We start from the raw sequence: 20816 nt of genomic DNA on the forward strand, positions 1-20816 counted from the left end.
TCTCCTCTATACATTTGCCCATTCTAAGTTGTCTTGGTTTTCAATACTTCTAAAGCTTTTTGTGCAGCATGCTGTTCAGCTTCTTTTTTTGACCTTCCTGTTCCCGTTCCCAGCTCTTCACCATTAAGAGTGACCTTAGAGACAAATTCTTTATTGTGGGCTGGGCCTTTTTCCTGGAGGACATGATATTCAATCATACCCGTACCATCCCGCTGAACATACTCCTGCAATTGGCTTTTAAAATCCATCACATGAGAAAAAGCACCGGCATTTACTTTAGGGTATACAGTTCTTTCCAAGAATCTAATTACAGTTTCAATTCCTTGATCTAAATAAAGTGCACCAATGAATGCCTCAAAAACATCCGCAAGTAATGCGGGACGTTCTCTTCCGCCAGTCATTTCTTCCCCTTTACCAAGCAATATGAATTTACCAAACTGAAGTTCATTGGCAAAAGTTACAAGTGACGGCTCACAAACTATAGCAGCCCTCAGTTTTGTTAACTCTCCTTCTTTCATTGTCGGATACTTTTTGAAAAGGAATTGTGACACAGTTAACTCAAGAACAGCATCTCCTAAAAACTCCAGCCTTTCATTATCTTCAAAAGGCTTTCTTCGATGCTCATTCACATATGATGAATGAGTAAAAGCATGTCTTAATAATTTTTCGTTGGTAAATGAAATTCCTATCATCTGTTGGAAATCCTTAAATTGGTAATCCCTTCCACGGTTGTTTACTCCTTTTTCTTTCCCATTCATGCGCATTAATGTCTCCACCTTGTACTAAATTCAACTGATATTGTTAGTTTAAGAAAAACTTTCACAAAACGCAAAGAAACTTGGCAAAATTAAATACTATTTGCCAAGTCTATTTTACAGTAAGAAAAGCGAAGGCGCCACGTTCAGGGGCGACAAGAATAAGACTAGCGTCGTAATGGCTGCTCTTTAACCATCTTGACGGCTTGGTTTATTACTCGAGCCGCTTGGCGCCGCAGCCAGACAAGAAAGCCCCGTTTGAAAACGGGGCTTTAGGTGCATGCTCTAACGAAATTTACTTTTTGCTATTTATGTAGTTCACAGCATCACCTACTGTGCCAATTTTTTCAGCATCTTCGTCAGAAATTTCCATATCAAACTCATCTTCTAATTCCATTACTAATTCAACTACGTCAAGGGAATCAGCACCAAGATCATCTTTAAACGAAGCTTCAAGTGTTACTTGAGACTCGTCCACTCCTAAACGGTCAACGACGATCTTTGTTACACGTTCTAATACCTCTGCCATGCTTTTCACCTCCCCTCAAGCTATTATAAAGGATTTCTTTTAAATAATACAGACGAACTTTGCGAATTGTTCAGTTCCGACAGCCAGGCGCTCCGAAGCGGGCAAAAAGCGTGTCATTTACATGACCATTCCGCCATCAATATGTAATGTTTGCCCAGTTATATATTCAGCGTCGTCTGAAGCAAGAAATGCCGCCGCTTTGGCTATATCTTTTGGTTCTCCTAAACGGGCGAGGGGGATTTGTTTTAACATTTCTGCTTTTACATCTTCAGGAAGTTTATCTGTCATATCAGTAGTGATAAAACCTGGAGCAATTGCATTAACGGTAATATTACGAGAAGCAAGCTCCTTAGCAGTGGTTTTCGTTAAACCAATAACCCCCGCTTTTGCTGCAACATAGTTTGCCTGCCCCGGATTACCGCTGATTCCGACAATAGAAGCCATATTAATTATTCTTCCTTTTCTCTGCTTCATCATTTGTCTTGTTACCGCTTTTGTCACTAAGAAAACCCCTTTAAGGTTTGTATTAATGACATCATCCCATTCTTCTTCCTTCATTCTCATAAGTAAATTATCTCTTGTAATCCCCGCATTATTAACGAGAATATCAAGACTGCCAAAATGATCAATTGTTGCTTTCACCATTTCAGCCACTTCACTAGAATCAGATACATTGCATTTTATAGCAAATGCTTCCCTGCCAAGTGCTTTGATTTCATCTACAACTTCGTTTGCCTTCTCTTCACTTCCGGCAAAATTTACTGCTACATTTGCCCCCTGCTTAGCAAGCTCAAGAGCTACTTCACGGCCGATTCCTCGAGATGCTCCTGTAACCAGTGCTGACTTCCCTGCTAAACTCATAGCTTTTCCTCCTTTAAGGCATCGATTACACTTGAAGCGGCTGCTTCATCCGAAACAGAATAAATCGTGACAGTTTTATCAATTTTTTTAATTAATCCAGAAAGAACTTTTCCAGGTCCAATTTCAATAAAGGTGTCAACCCCTAATTCAATCATTTTTTGTATCGAATCTTCCCATAGAACAGGAGAATAAAGCTGCTCAATTAATTGATCCTTAATTTCTTCCGCTTTTGTTACGGGTTCTGCAGTTACATTAGCGATAACAGGGATCCTGGCATCATTCATTTCAAGTCCGTCCAATACTTCTCTCAGTTTTGTGGCAGCTGGTTCCATTAATGGTGAATGGAATGGACCGCTCACTTCCAGCGGCAGAACTCTTTTAGCCCCTGCTTCTTTTGCTTTTACACCAGCCGATTCTACTCCTGCTTTTGAACCAGAAATAACAATTTGACCAGGACAATTTAAATTGGCTAAAGCAACAGGCATTCCTGATGCCGTTACTGCTTCTGTTACAGCGGAAAGCTTGTTACGGTCAAGGCCTAAAACAGCAGCCATCGAACCTTCACCATTTGGTACGGCGTTTTCCATAAATTCGCCTCTTTTTCTAACCGCAAAAACACCATCAGCGAAGCTTAAGACGCCGGCAGCAACTAGTGCTGTATATTCACCTAAACTATGGCCGGCAACAAAATCGGCTTTCACTCCGGATTTTTGAAAGAAGTCCAAAAGAGCAATGCTCGTTGTTAATAGTGCTGGCTGCGTGTTTACGGTTAATGTCAACTCTTCCTTTGGTCCCTCAAAAATCAATTGACTTAATGGACTATTTAATGTTTCATCTGCCTTTTGGAAATATGCCATTACATCTGGATATTTTTCCGCAAGGTCTTTTCCCATTCCAACCGTTTGTGATCCTTGTCCTGGAAACACAAATGCGATTTTCTTCATCTAATCACTCCCCATGCTTTTGCTTTGTTTCTTCAATAGTTTGTTTAATTTGACCGACAACATTGTTTGCGGCCATTTCCCTCGTCTGCCTTACTGCACTATATAACGCACGGGCATTTGAAGAGCCGTGTGCTTTTATGACTGGAGCTTTCAGTCCAAACAGCGCAGCCCCGCCATATTCGGAATAATCAAGTGTATTTTTTAACTGCATAAGATTTGGCTTTAAAATGGCAGCGGCTAATTTGCTTTTAAAGCTGCTCATTAAAGTAGTTTTTAACATTTTAAACATTGAAAGGGCAGTTCCTTCAACGGTTTTTAACACCATGTTTCCAGTGAATCCATCTGTTACAACAACATCAGCCACACCATTAAGCAAATCACGCGCCTCAACATTGCCGACAAAATGTAAGTTTGCTGATTTTAACAAATCAAAAGCATGCTTTGTTAAATCATTGCCTTTTTTCTCTTCTGTTCCAATATTTAAAAGTCCAACCCTTGGATTTGATATACCTCTAACCTTCTGACAGTAAATGGAACCCATTATGGCATATTGAAGCAGGTGCTCAGGTTTTGCATCTGCATTTGCCCCTACATCTAAAAGCAGGAAACCCTCCCCGCCGAGTGTTGGAAGTGTGGGCGCTAATGCAGGCCGGTCAATTCCTTCAATTCTTCCTACCACAAAAAGACCAGCAGCCATAAGTGCACCTGTATTTCCTGCAGAAAGACAAGCATCTGCTGTCCCGTCCGCTACCTGCTGGGCAGCCAGTACCATGGATGCATTTTTCTTGCGTCGGACTGCCCTTACCGGTTCATCAGTACCAAGAATTACATCAGTTGTATGTATAATAGAAATTCGATCATGACTTGTTAAAGTTTCTTTTATTTTATTTTCGTCTCCGACTAGAGTGATTTCAATATCTGGAAAAGCTTCTACTGCCTTCAAGGCCCCTAAGACGATTTCCTTTGGAGCATGATCCCCGCCCATCGCATCAATTGCAATTTTCATCTGTCTCATCCTTTAGTTAGTTTTCGAACGATACATTTCAAAGTCTCCGGTAAAGACCAATTCATTATTCACAAAACTTGTTACTTCAACAGTGGTTCTGCCATTCTTGTCATCAATTTTATTCACTTTCGCTTTAGCCACCACGCGCTCGTTCAGCTTAACAGACCGCTTAAATTGAATATTGGCCTTTGCTGTTAACGCCAATTCATCATTTATGACTGCTACTGCAAGTGAGTTTGCCTGAGCGAAAAGATGATGCCCCCTCGCAATATTATTCCGTTTAAATACGTGTTCTTCCTTTACATCAAATATGGAAATAGCACTTTGGTCAAGTTCAATATCGATAATTTCGCCAATTACTTCATCCAATGGTAATGAGCGTACTTCTGCCTCAAATCGTTTCTCAGCCACTGTTTTTATACGTTCTCGAAGTTCTGGAATCGATAATTCCAACCTGTCCAAACGAATCGTCTGAACACTTACTTTAAATTTCTCAGCGAGTTCCTCATCTGTGACAAATGGGTTTTCATTAATTGTTGCAGCAAGCATACCCTGCCGCTCTTTTTTATTTCTTCGCATTTGATACACCGTCCGAGATCTTATGACTAGGTACTAAGAGTAGTATAAAAGTTAAAAAAGCAGATTGCAAGAATAACTTACTTTCCTGTAATCTGCTTTTAGCTTAGTCCAGCTTTTCTCCCTCTAATATTCCTGAAATCTCCAGTTGATTTCTTAAATTAGAATACTCTGGCGCCTTCCAAAAATAGTGTGATTGAATCAAGAGCGCTGCATCATTTCGGGCTGTTTCAAGCGCACGGTAATCATGTACCATGTCTGCCACCTTAAATTCTGGAATCCCGCTTTGTTTTTTTCCAAAAAAGTCACCCGGGCCCCTTAGTTCTAAATCTTTTTCACTTAGAACAAAGCCATCATTTGTTTCGGTCATGATTCTCATTCTTTCCTGACCTGTTTCAGATTTAGGATTGGCAAGTAAAATACAATATGATTGATCACTTCCGCGGCCAACCCTTCCACGCAGCTGATGGAGTTGTGAAAGGCCAAATCTTTCGGCATCATAAATAACCATAATGGTAGCATTAGGTACGTTAACCCCAACTTCAACGACCGTAGTCGATACCAGCACCTGAACCTCATTAAGACTGAATGCTTTCATAACTGAATCTTTTTCTTCTGAACTTAAGCGTCCATGCATCAATCCTACATGGTATCGATTTTGAAAATAGTGGCTCAGTGCAGTGTGAACATCAATCGCATTCTGGACATCGAGCTTGTCCGACTCCTCAATCAATGGGCAAATAATATATGCCTGATGACCCTTAATCAATTCTTTTTCTACAAATCCAAGGACACGTTCGAGCATTTCAGGCTTAGACCAGTAAGTCTCGATTTTTTTTCTTCCAGCCGGCATTTCATCGATAACGGATACGTCCATTTCACCGAAAACGGTAATCGCAAGTGTTCTCGGAATGGGTGTTGCCGTCATAAATAAGACATCAGGATTTTCTCCTTTTTCGCGCAGAACACGCCGCTGTTCTACACCAAAACGGTGTTGTTCATCTGTAATGACAAGTCCTAATCGTTTAAAAGAAACCTCATCTTGAATAAGTGCATGGGTGCCAATTAAAATATTAATATTTCCAGCAGCCAATTCAGCTAAAATCTCTTTTCTCCTCTTTCCTTTAACAGAGCTTGTCAGCAGTTCACATCTGATTGCAAAGGACTCAAATAACTGTTTTAAGGAATCCGCATGCTGTTCAGCTAAAATCTCCGTTGGAACCATGAGGGCACCCTGAAATCCTGCAGTGCATGATGCATATAGAGCTATGGCTGCTGCCACAGTTTTTCCTGCCCCAACATCCCCCTGTAATAAACGGTTCATCCTGTAAGGCGATAACATGTCCGTTAATACTTCATTAACAACCCTTTTTTGCGCATTTGTTAACGGAAATGGAAGATTATTAATAAATTCTTGTAATTTTTCAAGATCATAGTCTTGTTTAATCCCTGGGGAGTGCTCCCGTTCAAATTTTCTTAATCCCTGCATTTTTAATTGAAATTGAAGAAATTCCTCATATACCAGTCTTCTTCTTGCCTGTTTAACATCTTCTTGATTACCCGGAAAATGCATGGCTTTGATACATTCACGTCGTCCCAGAAGACGATATTTGTGCAGCAATGTTTCTGGCAGCGTTTCTTCTATATATCCCCCAAATTGTTGAAAAGCAAGACTAATAAATTTCCGCATCCCTTTTTTGGTGATTTTACCTTTCAATGAATAAACCGGTTCAAAATCATGCTGTTTCGTGTTGCTTCCAAGCTGTAGTTCCTGCCCCGTGATCGTCTGACGGTGGGCATCCCATTTTCCTGTCACTGTTACAGTTTCATTGATGATCATTTTCTTTTTTAAATAGGGTTGGTTAAAAAAGACTGCCTTAATCAAATATCGCCCGACTAGAAGGCGAATCGTAAGCTTCGATTTTTTTCTGCCATAATAGACAAGAGAAGGCTCACTATGAACCTCCCCTTCGACTGTTACCTTCTCTTCATGCTTGACCTCGCTTAAGTCTCGAAGACGATAATCCTCATACCGATATGGAAAATATTCTAATAAATCCTGAATCGTATGGATTTTCATTTCTGACAAGGTTTCAGCCGTTTCTTCACCAATCCCCTTTAATACTTCTACTGATTGATTAAGATATTGATTCACTTTTCATTCAGCGGCATTCCAAAAATTTTAGCCTCAAGCCGTCGTCCTGTTGGAGTTGCCGCCAACCCTCCCTGTGCTGTTTCTCTTAATGCAGATGGCATGGCCTGCCCGATTCTATACATAGCATCAATCACTTCATCACATGGAATACGGCTGGTAATTCCAGCCAATGCCATATCAGCCGCAACCATCGCATTAGCTGCTCCCATAGCATTTCGCTTAACACAAGGCACCTCTACAAGGCCCGCTACAGGATCGCATACTAAACCAAGCATATTCTTTAAGGTAATTGCCATTGCTTCGGCACATTGCTGAGGTGTACCTCCAGCCATTTCAACTATTGCTGCCGCAGCCATTCCGGCAGCAGAACCGACCTCTGCCTGACATCCTCCGGCAGCACCTGAAATGGAAGCATTATTGGCTACTACAAAGCCGAAAGCACCTGCTGTAAAAAGAAATGAAATCATTTGTTCCCTTGTAGGGTTTAATTTTTTCTGAACCGCAAACAATGTTCCCGGAACAACTCCCGCAGAACCTGCTGTCGGTGTTGCACAAATTGTTCCCATTGCGGCATTTACTTCATTTGTTGCAACTGCCTTACTTACGGCATCAAGAATGGTTTCACCTGATAAAAAATTTCCTTTTTCAATATATTTCTGCATCAGAACCGCATCCCCGCCAGTTAATCCGGAATGAGATTTAACCCCATTAATTCCCCGCTCAACGGCTTTCTCCATGACAGTAAGGTTCCTATCCATTAAACCCAAAATTTCCTCTTTTGTACGGCCGCTTACCATTACTTCCTGTTCAATCATAATTTCGGAAATCTTTTTATTTTGACTGACTGCAAGTTCTACTAATTCAGCTACATTACGGAACACAATATTCCCCCCTAATTCCCTGATTGACTTTAGTCGGCTATCTTAGTTGCTTTTAGAATATTAGGCAGCTGTTCAAGTTCTTCAATCAGCTGATTATTAATATTCTGATCTACTTCGATTGTCATTAGGGCCAATTTCCCGACTTCCTTGCGGGAAACTTCCATATGACCAATATTAATTTCATATTTGGCAAGCGTATTGGCAACATTTGCAATGGTGCCGAAACGATCATTATGCATGACGAGTAATGCTGGGTGATTCCCAGAAAGCTTTAATTCAAATCCATTTAATTCAGTAATTTCAATTTTACCGCCGCCGATTGATATGCCGACCAATTCTAATTCCCCATCATGGTCGCCAATGATCACTCTGGCTGTATTTGGGTGGTCTGTTACGGCATCTTCTTCAATAAAAGTAATTTTCATGCCGCGCTCATTTGCAATATCAATAGCATGAATGATTCTTTGATCATCGGTATCAAAATCAAGTAAGCCGCCAATAACAGCTACATCTGTACCATGTCCTTTGTAGGTTTGGGCAAATGAGCCATATAATGAAATATTGGCCCATTTAGGCTCCCTGCCAAAAAGACTTCTAGCAACACGCCCAATTCTTGCAGCGCCTGCAGTATGTGAACTTGAAGGTCCAATCATAACCGGACCAATAATGTCAAATACGCTTCTATATTTCATATGGTTTCTCCTCTCCGTTTTAAATAGATTTTTTACCATCTCTATTCATTTACTAAAAATAAGCTAATACATATGATAAAAAAGCCAAAGCATTTTGACCAACTCGGACAAGTAATTATTCTTCGCACTGAAAGCTGTCCTTTAACCTTTTAGGGCCGAAGATTATTACACCTCGAGCTGTTCAAAGCTATCGCTTTCGCAATACTTGAAGCATTTTTTTCGAGGATGAAAGCTGGCTGGGCGCTGTGCTGGTCATGTTTCAAGATTTAGGATTTTATTCTTTCTTTACTTTTAAAAATAGAGGATGGACCTCTTCTGCGAGACCCATCCTCTATTTTAAACGTTACTTATTCAATTGAAAAGATGTAAGAATATAGCGGCTGCTGGCCATTATGGATTTCAATCTCAACATCGGAAAAGTTTTCCTCTACATACTCTGTCAGCTGATTGAGTTCTGTTTCAGTAATATCCTCTCCATATATGATGGTGAGTATTTCTGAATCCTCATCGAGCATATGTGAAAGTAAATCCTTTACGGCTGCTTCTTTATCTTTATTTTTTACGACAATTTTACCCTCTGCAATTCCCATGAAATCATCTTTCTCAATATCCAAACCATCGATTTGAGTATCGCGGACAGCATACGTAATTTGTCCTGTCTTAACATGGTTTAATGCTGCTTCCATAGCTTCTTCATTTGTCTTTGCATCAGCAGAAGGATTAAAGGCAAGCAGTGCAGATAAACCTTGTGGAACGGTTTTCGATGGTATTACATAAATTTCATCTTCAGACACTTGTACTGCCTGCTCAGCAGCCATGATGATGTTTTTGTTATTCGGCAAAATAAATACCTTTTTAGCATTTACCTTCTCTACGGCCTTGACAATATCCTCGGTACTTGGATTCATTGTTTGACCGCCTTCTATCACTTCATGGGCACCGATGCTCTTGAATAATTCCGCAATACCTGCTCCCATTGAAACAGTAACTATTCCGTATTCTTGTTTTTCTTTAGGACCTTCAGGCTGTTCAGGCTGTTTAGAAACTGAGTTATTTTTCGTTTCCCCTACAATATTAGAATGCTGCTGGCGCATATTTTCAATCTTCATATTAATTAAACTGCCATAGCGCTGGCCATATGATAAAACTTCTCCAGGCTGTTCAGAGTGAACGTGAACCTTAACGAGTTCGTCATCAGCAATAACCAGCAGGGAATCCCCCATTTTACTAAGATCATTACGGAATACTTCCTCTTGAAAAGGGTGTTTAGCTGTTTTATCCGCTTCGAATTTCACCATAAATTCTGTACAGTAGCCAAATACGATATCTTCCGTATTGATATGAGATTGCACACTTTTATGATGTTCGGCACTCACTAATTCATCCATTGATGGAAGAACACTTACTGTATCGGAAAGCTTTTCACCCTTTAATTCAGCAAGAAATCCTTCGTAGACACATACCAGACCTTGTCCGCCGCTGTCAACAACGCCAACTTCTTTTAATACCGGCAGAAGCTCAGGTGTCCTTTTTAAAGATGCTTTCGCTTCCTTTAAAACTTCTTCCATTAAAACAATAATATCGTCCGTTTTCTCGGCAGTCTGAATCCCTTTTTTAGCCGCATCTTTTGCTACTGTTAAAATGGTCCCTTCCACTGGCTTCATAACAGCTTTATAAGCTGTTTCCACCCCGGCCTCTAAGGCATGGGCAAAGTCGTTTACAGAAATAACGGCTTTATTTTCAATGTCTTTTGAAAATCCTCGAAAAAGCTGAGATAGAATAACTCCAGAATTCCCTCGTGCTCCCATAAGCAATCCTTTTGATAAGGCTGCTCCAACCTTGCCGATGTGTTCTTGGATATTATTCTTTACTTCCTTTGCCCCGGAGGTCATGGACAAATTCATATTGGTTCCTGTATCACCATCCGGTACGGGGAAAACGTTTAATGCGTCGACCATTTTTGCATTTGCTGCTAGATGATTCGCACCATAAATGATCATCTCAGCAAAACGTTTTCCATCTAAAGCTGTAATTGACACAAATTTTCCTCCTCACTAGGGTAGAGTTACTCGAACTCCCTGAACGTAAATATTTACCGAACTTGCGGCAAGCCCAACTGTCTTGTCAAGGATATATTTAACTTGTGATTGCACGTTATGAGCAATTTCAGAAATTTTCGTTCCATAGCTTACAATAATGTACATATCAATATGTAATTCCTCATTTTCCTGGCGGACAATTACACCGCGGGTAAAGTTTTCTTTACGCAGTATTTCAGTTAAACCATCTTTTATTTGATTTTTAGAAGCCATGCCGACGATTCCATAGCATTCAATTGCCGCTCCTCCAGCAATGGTAGCGATTACTTCATTTGAAATATCAATTTGTCCGAACTTGGTTTGTAATTCGATGGACATGAATCGTTCCCCCTTTGGATTATTGATCCTTGGCTACAGTAATTTTACTATAGTGACAGCAATATGGAAAGTCATACCTTTCCAAAGTATATATTTTAACATTAAGAGTTGTCCAGCACCACAAGATTTATGATCAGCATTCCTTGGAACTAAGAAAAACAGCTGTGATTTATCATTGCAGGAACAAGCCATGCTTTTTCGGAAGGCGCTTCCGCTTTTCTTCTTGTTCAGCTTCTGTGCCCAGCCCCTCAAGGTCAATTTACCTTCATCCCTAAAAGTTAAAAAGCAACTTTCAGGGATGAAGTACATTTGCTTGTCGGGGCTGACCAAGGCGCTTCCGCTTTTTTGTTGTCAAGGTTTTTTTCTTGAAAGGTTTTGATACAAGTATTGCATTCATAATCGTTGTGTGTTAAATTATTAAAGTATGTGAAGGCTAGAAAACTTGGCTTAGCCATTTTTTTCTATATCTATTTTGGTATACAAGCTATTAAGCTTTTGGTAGTTAAGGAGGGAAATATTATGCCACGTAAATGTGTTGTAACTGGAAAGAAAACGACAACTGGTAATGCACGTTCACACGCTATGAACGCTAATAAGCGTACATGGGGTGCCAACCTTCAAAAAGTTCGTATTCTTGTTGATGGAAAGCCAAAACGTGTTTGGGTTTCTGCAAGAGCGTTAAGATCCGGTAAAGTTGAACGCGTATAATTTTGGGGCATCCTGATGAGGGATGCTCTTTTCATGAATAATTCCCTGACATACCAAAATAAAAAGCACCCAAAATTGAATGGGTACTTTTTATTGTTTATTAAAAGGTATTGAGCAATGCATTATAATCTTTATTCTTTTTTATTAAACGCACCAATCATCGCTCGGACAATTCCGCCTAAAAATTTCGGCAGTTTAATTGTATAAAATTTCATACTGTCCCTCCTCAAATCTCACGTCTCTTCTCATATCAAACCACAGCTTTCGAACGTCAATACCATTTTATTCAAACGAACGAAATCAGTACCAACTTTCAGGAGCCTATTAATCATGACTTCTTATCACTATTAATATGCCTTCAGAAAATGAAAAAGTACCACATTCACTAATAAGTTCATTACTAATACATAGTGTGGAGCCAAGAGAAATATGACGATCTTTCAAGGGATACTTAAAGCCCTCAAGCGTAAGGTTTGATACATCAAGGGTCAGCGGAACAAACGATATATACTTTTCCTCTGTTTTTTTTATGGTGTAGGTGCCCGGTGCTCTCAAAAAAATCTCGTTGTATCTATCAATTAAAAAGATATCGGTTTTCTGACCAGCTTTTAATGGCTGAATTAGCAGCTGTACATTTGCAAATAAGTGATCGAGCCTGCCGCCTGTAGCTCCAAATAAACGAATAGTATCTGGCTTTTCCATTAAAGCCCAGTTTAGGGCAAGCTCCATGTCTGTTTCATCCTTTATTGGATGGTAACGTTTCAATTCTTTTACTTCCTCTTCAATATACGTTAATTCCTCACGGGATACAGAATCAAAATCGCCAAAAGCGATGTCAGGTTTAATATTTCTTTTTAATAAATGAAATACACCTCGGTCAACACCAACCCAAATAACATTTTTTCCTATATAATGGTGCAAATCCGGTAAATGGTCTTCAGGACCTCCTGCAAGAATATTGATAATCATCATTATTACCTCATTTCCATATTCAAAAAGCCGGACATTAAATCCGGCTTTTTAGGTGCGATATAGCTTTCGCATAGTCTTCTTGATTATATATTGCAGAGCCTGCGACAAGTACATTAGCTCCAGCTTCCACACATTGGGCTGCAGTTTCTGAATTAACGCCGCCGTCTACTTCAATTTCAATATCAAAGCCTTTTGCTGCTGCCATTTGTTTTACCTGGCTGATTTTAGATAATACTTCTGGAATAAATTTCTGCCCGCCGAACCCTGGGTTTACCGACATTAACAAAACCATATCAATGTCAGCAATTACATGTTGAATCGTATCTACTGGTGTTGCAGGATTCAATACAACCCCTGCTTTCACACCGTACGATCTAATACTTTGGATGGTTCGATGTAAGTGGCGGCATGCCTCCACATGAACTGTAATATAGTCAGCACCTGCTTTAGCAAAAGCTTCAATATATTGATCAGGGTTTTCAATCATAAGATGACAGTCAAGCGGCAATTTTGTCACAGGACGAATGGCATCTACAATTAATGGACCAATTGTAATATTGGGTACAAAATGTCCATCCATCACATCAACATGAATATAATCAGCACCTGCTTTTTCAACCGCAATAATTTCTTCCCCTAATTTTGAAAAATCAGCTGAAAGAATTGAAGGGGCTATCTTCACCATAATCATTAATACCTCGGCTTTCTCTCTTTAATTTCTCGTAGAAAATCCACATAATGTTCATAGCGGTATGCGGGAATTTCTCCGATTTCTACTCTTTCCTTTACTCCACATTTTGGTTCTTTTAAGTGCAGACATCCGCGAAACTTGCAATTCTCACTCGCCTGCAGAAGTTCTGGAAAACAATGGGTCAAATCCTCCGGGTCAATATTTAAAAACTCTAATGAGCTGAAACCTGGTGTATCTGCCACAAGTCCATGTCCAATTTTAATCAACTCTACATGCCTTGTTGTATGCTTTCCTCTGCCTAAGTGGGAGGAAATATTATTTGTTTTTAATTCAAGTTCCGGCCTCAAAGCATTTAGCAAAGAAGACTTGCCTACACCGGATTGGCCGGCGAAGACAGAAATTTTATGTTCTAAATGCGGATTTAACAAATCAATCCCAGTCTCTGTTTCAGAAGAAGTCAGGATGACTTCATATCCGGCCTCTGTATAATTTTTGGCATAGGTTGATATCCGTTCTTTTTGTTCATCGTTTGTGAGATCCATTTTGGTAATACAAATCAAAGGTTTTATATGGTTAAATTCAACCAAAACTAGAAAGCGGTCTAACAACGCCGGACTGAAATCTGGTTCCACTGCCGAAAAAACCAAAATTGCCTGGTCAACATTCGCGATTGGAGGGCGCTGTAATTCATTCTTGCGATCTTTAATTTCTAAAATATAGCCTTCTTGGTCATTTTCAGCTTGAAATACTACTTCATCCCCAACCAAGGGAGTAATCTTATTTTTTCGGAATATCCCCCGGCCACGGCATTGAATTAAGTGATCGTCATCAAGAACATAATAAAAACCGCTTAAAGCTTTGATAATCTTTCCTTCAGGCATAGCATCACTCCTTGGGAGCTCTAATCCCTTATTATCTTAAGTTTCTGATTAATCTACATCTGAATAATTAATGACATCTTCTGTAAATACACTATTATCCTTCATAATCCTGTAACCCGCTTTTTTACCGTAAGGGATGATTAATTCAATGGTTATTTTTTTTGTTTCTTTTATAGAGAAGGTGTCTGTCGGTTCTGTCATCGTACGGTAAAGATCGTCAATATATACCTGGACAATCTGTTCTTTATCCGGGTTTTCCGGGTCAGGTTCATATGGGATTGTAATTTCTTTCACTACCTTTTTAGGAGGTTTTTCACCCTTTGAGATAACGACTGTTACTTTCTCACCTTTTTTAAGTTCTGTTCCTTCTTTTGGTGATTGTGAAATAATCATTCCAGCAGGAACTTTGTCATCATATTGTTCCTGTGATGCATCCAAGGTTAATCCCACTGAAGCGGCGTAATCCTTCGCACCTTTTAAACTATATTGGGTCAAATCCGCTAATGTAACAGTTTCAGGGCCAATACTCACCTCAAATTCCAAGACCGTATCTTCCGGGACTACTTTTTCTCCTTCCGGAAGACTTTGACTGAGAATGGTCCCAGATTCACTGTCATCATGCTTCTCTATCTTTTTAATATCTTTAAAATTATCGTTTGATAAAAGTTGAAGGACATCATCATATGTTCTTCCGACATAATTAGATAGTTCCACTTTTTCTTTCCCGAGACTGATATAAATATTGACTTTTGATTCCTCTTTTACTATATCACCTGCCGGGGGATCTGTTTTAATAATTAATCCTTCCTTGACTTTTTCATCTGTCAACTTAATTTTTTTATCAATGCCAAGCCCATTATCTTTTAACTTCGAAATCGCCTCATTTAATTCCAATCCGCTTACATCCGGAACTTTTACATCCTTTGCCGAAAGTATTCCTGGTAAAAATAATACAGATAATATTCCTAAAATGGCTAATACTAAAAAGATAGAAATAACGACTATTGGCCATTTCTTTCTTTTTTTATCCTTACCTTTATTTTTTCCATCCTTCTCCTTCCAGGTATCGGCTGGCTTCTCAATAGGTTTTTCCACAGCATGAATTAACGTATCATCCAAATTTTTCAATTGTTTATCATCAGTGATAATTGGAATCGCTTTGGTTGCTTCATCATCGATAGGAATGGAAAACTTAGGTTCATTCATCCTATCTGGATTAAGAGCTGTCCGAAGGTCCTCTCCCATTTCATCTACCGTATCGTATCGGTGAAACGGATCCTTAGCAGTTGCTTTTAAAACTATATTTTCCACGCTTTGAGGTATATTTGGACTCCATCTTCGTACAGATGGTGTTTCTGATTGAAGATGCTTAAGAGCAATGGAAACAGCGGATTCACCTGAAAAAGGCAGTCTTCCGGTTAATAATTCAAACATAACAATTCCCAATGAATAAATATCAGACTTTCTATTTGCCATTCCACCCCGGGCCTGTTCAGGAGATAAGTAATGAACAGATCCTAAAACCGAATTCGTTTGAGTGATGGCTGTTGCACTAAGAGCCATGGCAATCCCAAAGTCAGTAATTTTCACATTACCTTCATTGTCTATCAAAATATTATGCGGTTTAATATCTCGATGGATAATGTGATTATGATGAGCATGAGAAATGGCTGATGTCAGCTGACTCATAATCTCGACCGCTTCTTCTACTCTCAAGGGAGAGTGCTGCTGTATGTATTGTTTAAGTGTTTGGCCGTCAACATATTCCATTACAATATAATAAAGTTCATTTTCTTCCCCAACATCATATATATTGACGATATTCGGGTGATTAAGACTTGTAGCAGATTGGGCTTCTCTATGAAATCTTCTGATAAATTCTTCATCATTCGCAAAATCAAGCCGAAGCATCTTTACTGCTACATCTCGATCTAATATCATGTCATGAGCTAGGTAGACATTGGCCATGCCGCCGCCGCCAATAATATTCAAGATTTTATAGCGGCCGTTTAGTCTTCTACCAATTATCATTTAAACATCACCCCTTAATGCCCTCAGAAAACTCGGCAATTACTAAGGTAATGTTGTCCTCTCCGCCATTTTCATTTGCTAGCGAAATAAGCGTCCCGGCTTTCACATCCAGTTGATCGTCATTTAACAGAATATCTGACATTTCTTTCAAATTTACTTTATTAGAAAGGCCATCGGAACACAGTAATAGGATGTCTCCTTCTTCAAAAATAATCGTTTTGATGTCAATTTCGACTGTTTTTTCCGTTCCCAATGCACGAAGTAAAACATTTTTTCGAGGATGATGTTCGGCATCTTCCTTGGATATCTGGCCTGATCTAACTAATTCATTTACAAGCGAATGATCTTCAGTAATCTGCTTAAAACCAGATTCATTTAATATATATCCTCTGCTGTCCCCTATATTTGCAAGTGTAGCAAAGCGGTCCGTTGTGATGGCAGCAACAATGGTTGTTCCCATTCCGTCACACTCAGCATTATTCGTGGCATGCTCCAATAGAATATCATTGACAGCTGTTATTTGATCCTGCAGCCATTTTTCGGCATCATCCGCTGTTATAATGTCTTTGGCCGCTTCCCATTCATTTTTTAAATGAGTAACACTCATCTCACTCGCAACATCACCTGCACGGTGACCGCCCATTCCATCGGCTACAATGGCCAGGCGGCTGCCATCCTGGTTGACAAAGATGCCGCCAGCATCCTCATTATGGTGGCGGACTTTCCCTTTGTCTGTTTTAAATACCGCTTTCATACCTTCACCTCGTCTCTTCTTTTCGCTCCTTCGCACGAAGCTGACCGCATGCTGCATCAATGTCATGCCCATGCTCACGGCGTATTGTTACATTAATTCCGCGATTTTTCAATGTCTTTTCAAATGCAAAAATCTTTTCCCTAGGTGTACGGACATAGTCTCGTTCAGGTACATAGTTTACCGGAATAAGATTCACATGGCATTTAAGATCTGTAATTAAATCAGCCAATTCTTCTGCATGTTCAGTTGAATCATTTACACCACCGAAGAGACCATATTCGAAACTGACCCGGCGACCTGTTTTATCGATATAATACCTTACTGCTTTCATTAAGTCATCAAGTTTAAATGCTTTATTGATTGGCATTAATTTGGTTCGCAGCTCAGTGTTTGGTGCATGAAGCGAGACGGCAAAGTTAATTTGCATATTTTCATCAGCAAATTTATATATCTTAGGAACAATCCCGCTCGTTGAAACCGTTATATGACGTGCCCCAATATTTAGCGCTTTTTCATGGTTGATAATTTTTAAAAATGAAAGCATATTATCATAATTATCAAACGGCTCTCCTATGCCCATGATGACAACTGAACTTACTCTTTCATCGGATTCATCCAACGCTTTTTGAACCTTTACAACCTGTGCTACAATTTCACCTGCTTCAAGGTGGCGTTTTAATCCGCCAAGAGTGGAGGCACAAAAGGTACAGCCAATCCGGCACCCAACTTGTGTTGTGACACAAACAGAGTTTCCGTAATCGTGACGCATTAAGACTGTTTCAATGGAAAAACCATCATGAAGTTCAAATAGGAATTTAATCGTTCCGTCGGAAGATGTTTGCTGAATAACTGTATTTAATGTTGTTATTTGGAATTGATTTGCAAGCTTTTCCCTCAATCCCTTAGACAGATTGCTCATATCTTCAAAATCAGCAACCCTTTTTTTGTATAGCCAATCAAAAATTTGCTCAGCTCTGAAAGGCTTTTCTCCATTCTCCTGCAGCCAATCTTTTAACTCCTGAAGCTGGAGGGAATAAATTGATTTTTTCTTTTCTGCTTTTTCAGTCTTTGTCTCAGTTGTAGTAATCTGTTCCAACTGTAACACCTTCTTTCTATTTTGTTTTGGTTGGTATTTTCTTTAATGCTGCTATATAAAACCCGTCTGAGCCAAAATCCTGAGGAAATATTTGCAAATCAAAGCTTGTCATCAATGGCCGGATTGCCTCAGGCATTCTATTTTTCAGCGAATTATCTTTTTCAAATTCCGGATGATCCTTTAAAAATGCTTGAATGGCCAATTCATTTTCCTGTTTATCAACCGTACAGGTACTATAAACAAGTATGCCCTCTTTTTTAACCAAAGGAGCAACAGCATTCAGCAGTTTTTGTTGGACTCTGCTTAGCTGTTCTACGTCTTGTTCCTGCTTTCGATACTTGATATCTGGCTTTCTTCTCATCACTCCAAGGCCTGAGCATGGCGCATCAAGCAGGACACGGTCAAACGATTCACTACTGAAATGCTCTCCAACCATTCTGGAATCCAAAACAAGCGGATGTATATTACTCAAATCAAGCCTGCTTGCATTATCATTGATTAATTTAACTTTATGTTCATGTAAATCAATGGAAATCACTTCACCCGTTCGGTTTAATTTTTCAGCAATATGAGTGCTTTTTCCCCCAGGGGCGGCACATGCATCTAAAACCGTTTCGTTTTCCTTCACACCAAGCGCATAAGCAACCAGCATTGAGCTCTCATCCTGGATGGTAAGCAGACCACGGTCAAAAGCTTTGGATGAAGCCAAGTTTCCTTTTAGCGAGCGGATTGCCTCAGGAATAATTGGACTTGCTTCTATTTGAAAACCTTCCTCCTCAAGTAGTCGGACACATTCATCACGGGAAATTTTTGTTACATTTACCCGCCCCGTCTGCAGAGGCGCTGTTAAGTTGATCTCACACATCTGTTTTGTTTTTTCATAGCCAAATTGTTCAGCCCATCTTTTCACAAGCCATTCGGGATGACTGGTTCCGATTGCCAATCGCTCTAACGGTTCGGCTATTGTTTCAATGGCCGGCAGCCCTTCACGCTGTATTGTTCTTAACACTCCGTTAACAAGTCCGGCAATCCCTTTATGTCCTCTTTTCTTGGCAATTTCAACCGCTTCATGTATAGCTGCCCGATCAGGTATTTTATCAAGATAAACCATTTGATAAAGAGTCACCCTTAACAGCTGCAGCACCCAATTCTCCAGCTTTTTACTGTTTTTAAGAAATGGAGTTAAATAGAAATCAAGCGTCATTTTTCTTTGCAGGGTTCCATAAATTAATTCAGTTAAAAGACCTATATCTTTTGGCGGGAGCTTTTGCTTATTAATTTCATTATTAAGCAGTAAATTGCTGTAAGACTGGTTTTTTTCAATTGCATTAAGCAAATCTAATGCCGTTTCACGGACATTTTTTTTGGTCTTGGTTGTCATGTCATTCTCCTAATTTAGTGCCCAAAGAAATTTTTGCTCCTGCTCCCCGTAAAAATTGTTCACTTGCCATCCTTGTTTTCCCGGACGGCTGCAGTTCTGTAATTTTTAATGCAGTGTCATTACCACTCTTTACGACTAGTCCACTTGGCTCTATTTTTATAATGGTGCCCGGCTCACCGCTGCTTTGATTATGAACCTTTTCCGCCTTCCAAATTTTCATTACCAATCCATTTAATGTTGTAAAAGATACAGGCCAAGGATTTAAGCCGCGAATGTGGTTGTATATTTCCTCGCCTGTCTTCGTCCAATCTATTTTCTCCTGCTCTCTTTTTATATTTGGAGCAAAAGTAGCATCAGCATCAATTTGAGGAATCGGCGTCAGACTTCCTGCTAACAATTTAGGCAGGGTTTCCGATAATAATTCAGCTCCCGCTTCACTAAGCTTATCATGCATTGTACCGACATTATCTTCTTCAGTAATGGGTACTTCCACAGCAGTTAAAATATCGCCTGCATCCAATTTTTCCGCCATATACATAATGGTGACCCCTGTTTTCTTCTTGCCTTGTAATATTGCATAATGAATAGGCGCACCTCCGCGAAGCTCCGGAAGAAGGGATGCGTGAACATTGATACAGCCATATTGAGGTGCCTCAAGAAGTTCCTTTGGTAAAATTTGACCGAAAGCTGCTGTAATAATTAAATCCGGCTTTAAATCTAATATTTTTTGCAATTCATCCGGCTTGCGGATCTTTTCCGGCTGAAACACGGGAATCCCCTGCTTAATCGCTTCTACTTTAACAGGGGGCGGTGTTAATTGTTTTTTACGTCCAACAGGTCGATCAGGCTGGGTTACAACTCCAATCACCTCATAGCCATCCTGAATAATCTGCCTCAATACTGGAACGGAAAAGTCAGGTGTACCCATAAAAACGATCTTCGTCATTCCCCTTCAACTCCTTCCAGCTCATCTTCCTTAAGATATCTCGTTACTTTTGATGTAAATAAAATTCCATCAAGATGATCAATTTCATGCTGAATGGCCCTAGCAAGAAATTCTTCCGCCTCAAGCGTATATTTCCTGCCTTTCCTGTCAAATGCTTCAATCCTTACATAATTAGGTCTTGTCACTTCTCCATATAATCCTGGAAAACTAAGGCATCCCTCTGGGCCTGTTTGTTCACCCTGCTGCTCTAAAATAACAGGATTAATCATTTCGATTGTTCCTGACTCATCATCAATATCAACAACAGCAATTCTTGCATCTAAGCCTATCTGCGGGGCTGCGAGCCCAACGCCATCGAATTCAATCATTGTGTCATACATATCGTCCAGCACTTTTCCTAGTTTCTTATCAAACTTTACTACTTCTTTACATTTATGTTCTAAAATTTCTGCTGGGTAGTTTACGATTCTGCGTACTGCCAAAATAGTTCCTCCGTTACAATCTCTATATAAGTATTTATTAATTATCATTTTCGCCCGA

General features: G+C 39.7%; 22 protein-coding genes. 1 reads left to right on the top strand and 21 read right to left on the bottom strand.

Annotated features, from left to right (window positions below; genetic code table 11):
* Positions 1-23 precede the first annotated feature (23 nt).
* The 11 genes from rnc to M3183_RS13510 all read right to left on the bottom strand — a co-directional run bounded on the left by rnc (position 24) and on the right by M3183_RS13510 (position 10816).
* Positions 24-764, bottom strand: coding sequence for a ribonuclease III (gene rnc, locus M3183_RS13460; protein WP_251470524.1), 741 nt, complete (start codon positions 762-764; stop codon positions 24-26).
* 286 nt (positions 765-1050) lie between these two features.
* The gene (gene acpP, locus M3183_RS13465) at positions 1051-1284 is read right to left on the bottom strand and encodes an acyl carrier protein (RefSeq protein WP_251470526.1); all 234 of its coding nucleotides are present in this window, start codon (positions 1282-1284) and stop codon (positions 1051-1053) included.
* A gap of 117 nt (positions 1285-1401) precedes the next feature.
* Positions 1402-2145 (bottom strand): 3-oxoacyl-[acyl-carrier-protein] reductase, encoded by a 744-nt coding sequence (gene fabG, locus M3183_RS13470; RefSeq protein WP_251470529.1) that lies wholly within the window; start codon positions 2143-2145, stop codon positions 1402-1404.
* The gene (gene fabD, locus M3183_RS13475) at positions 2142-3089 is read right to left on the bottom strand and encodes an ACP S-malonyltransferase (protein WP_251470532.1); all 948 of its coding nucleotides are present in this window, start codon (positions 3087-3089) and stop codon (positions 2142-2144) included. Before fabD ends, fabG begins: the two co-directional genes overlap by 4 nt.
* 4 nt (positions 3090-3093) lie before the next feature.
* On the bottom strand, positions 3094-4095 hold the full coding sequence (plsX, locus tag M3183_RS13480; RefSeq protein WP_251470535.1) for a phosphate acyltransferase PlsX: 1002 nt from the start codon (positions 4093-4095) through the stop codon (positions 3094-3096).
* A 12-nt stretch (positions 4096-4107) separates the two neighbouring features.
* Positions 4108-4674, bottom strand: a complete 567-nt coding sequence (fapR, locus tag M3183_RS13485) for a transcription factor FapR (protein ID WP_251470538.1) — start codon at positions 4672-4674, stop codon at positions 4108-4110.
* Positions 4675-4777: 103 nt separating this feature from the next.
* On the bottom strand, positions 4778-6826 hold the full coding sequence (gene recG, locus M3183_RS13490; RefSeq protein WP_251470541.1) for an ATP-dependent DNA helicase RecG: 2049 nt from the start codon (positions 6824-6826) through the stop codon (positions 4778-4780).
* The gene (sdaAA, locus tag M3183_RS13495) at positions 6823-7707 is read right to left on the bottom strand and encodes an L-serine ammonia-lyase, iron-sulfur-dependent, subunit alpha (RefSeq protein WP_251470544.1); all 885 of its coding nucleotides are present in this window, start codon (positions 7705-7707) and stop codon (positions 6823-6825) included. Before sdaAA ends, recG begins: the two co-directional genes overlap by 4 nt.
* Positions 7708-7736: 29 nt before the next feature.
* Positions 7737-8399 carry an L-serine ammonia-lyase, iron-sulfur-dependent subunit beta gene (sdaAB, locus tag M3183_RS13500; protein WP_251470548.1) on the bottom strand — a complete coding sequence of 221 codons (663 nt, stop codon included), beginning with the start codon at positions 8397-8399 and terminating at the stop codon, positions 7737-7739.
* Positions 8400-8746: 347 nt separating this feature from the next.
* Positions 8747-10438 carry a DAK2 domain-containing protein gene (locus tag M3183_RS13505; RefSeq protein ID WP_251470551.1) on the bottom strand — a complete coding sequence of 564 codons (1692 nt, stop codon included), beginning with the start codon at positions 10436-10438 and terminating at the stop codon, positions 8747-8749.
* A gap of 15 nt (positions 10439-10453) precedes the next feature.
* Entirely contained in the window at positions 10454-10816 is a 363-nt protein-coding gene (locus tag M3183_RS13510; protein WP_251470554.1) for an Asp23/Gls24 family envelope stress response protein, read from the bottom strand.
* 519 nt (positions 10817-11335) lie between these two features.
* On the opposite strand from M3183_RS13510, the gene rpmB reads away from it, so the two are divergent.
* Complete coding sequence (gene rpmB / locus M3183_RS13515; protein WP_007087786.1) at positions 11336-11524, top strand: 50S ribosomal protein L28; 189 nt, start codon at positions 11336-11338, stop codon at positions 11522-11524.
* Positions 11525-11655: 131 nt separating this feature from the next.
* Here rpmB and spoVM read toward each other — a convergent pair whose 3' ends face one another.
* From spoVM to def, 10 genes are all read right to left on the bottom strand, one after another.
* The gene (spoVM, locus tag M3183_RS13520; RefSeq protein WP_251470611.1) at positions 11656-11739 is read right to left on the bottom strand and encodes a stage V sporulation protein SpoVM; all 84 of its coding nucleotides are present in this window, start codon (positions 11737-11739) and stop codon (positions 11656-11658) included.
* A gap of 109 nt (positions 11740-11848) precedes the next feature.
* Positions 11849-12493 carry a thiamine diphosphokinase gene (locus M3183_RS13525; RefSeq protein ID WP_251470612.1) on the bottom strand — a complete coding sequence of 215 codons (645 nt, stop codon included), beginning with the start codon at positions 12491-12493 and terminating at the stop codon, positions 11849-11851.
* 37 nt (positions 12494-12530) lie between these two features.
* Positions 12531-13181 (bottom strand): ribulose-phosphate 3-epimerase, encoded by a 651-nt coding sequence (gene rpe, locus M3183_RS13530; protein WP_251470555.1) that lies wholly within the window; start codon positions 13179-13181, stop codon positions 12531-12533.
* Positions 13182-13186: 5 nt separating this feature from the next.
* Positions 13187-14068, bottom strand: coding sequence for a ribosome small subunit-dependent GTPase A (gene rsgA, locus M3183_RS13535; protein WP_251470557.1), 882 nt, complete (start codon positions 14066-14068; stop codon positions 13187-13189).
* A gap of 48 nt (positions 14069-14116) precedes the next feature.
* Positions 14117-16099, bottom strand: coding sequence for a Stk1 family PASTA domain-containing Ser/Thr kinase (gene pknB, locus M3183_RS13540; RefSeq protein WP_251470559.1), 1983 nt, complete (start codon positions 16097-16099; stop codon positions 14117-14119).
* Positions 16100-16106: 7 nt separating this feature from the next.
* A complete protein-coding gene (locus M3183_RS13545; RefSeq protein ID WP_251470562.1) occupies positions 16107-16853 on the bottom strand; it encodes a Stp1/IreP family PP2C-type Ser/Thr phosphatase in 747 nt (248 codons plus the stop codon).
* A gap of 4 nt (positions 16854-16857) precedes the next feature.
* Positions 16858-17949: a dual-specificity RNA methyltransferase RlmN gene (gene rlmN / locus M3183_RS13550; protein WP_251470564.1), complete on the bottom strand. Its 1092-nt coding sequence runs from the start codon at positions 17947-17949 to the stop codon at positions 16858-16860.
* Positions 17950-17965: 16 nt separating this feature from the next.
* Complete coding sequence (gene rsmB / locus M3183_RS13555) at positions 17966-19330, bottom strand: 16S rRNA (cytosine(967)-C(5))-methyltransferase RsmB (RefSeq protein WP_251470566.1); 1365 nt, start codon at positions 19328-19330, stop codon at positions 17966-17968.
* Between the two features lies 1 nt (position 19331).
* The gene (gene fmt, locus M3183_RS13560; RefSeq protein WP_251470569.1) at positions 19332-20276 is read right to left on the bottom strand and encodes a methionyl-tRNA formyltransferase; all 945 of its coding nucleotides are present in this window, start codon (positions 20274-20276) and stop codon (positions 19332-19334) included.
* Positions 20273-20758 (bottom strand): peptide deformylase, encoded by a 486-nt coding sequence (def, locus tag M3183_RS13565; RefSeq protein ID WP_251470570.1) that lies wholly within the window; start codon positions 20756-20758, stop codon positions 20273-20275. Before def ends, fmt begins: the two co-directional genes overlap by 4 nt.
* Positions 20759-20816: the final 58 nt, after the last annotated feature.

The organism is Neobacillus mesonae, from assembly GCF_023715155.1.
In the GTDB taxonomy this organism is placed as follows: Bacteria; Bacillota; Bacilli; order Bacillales; family Cytobacillaceae; genus Neobacillus; species Neobacillus mesonae_A.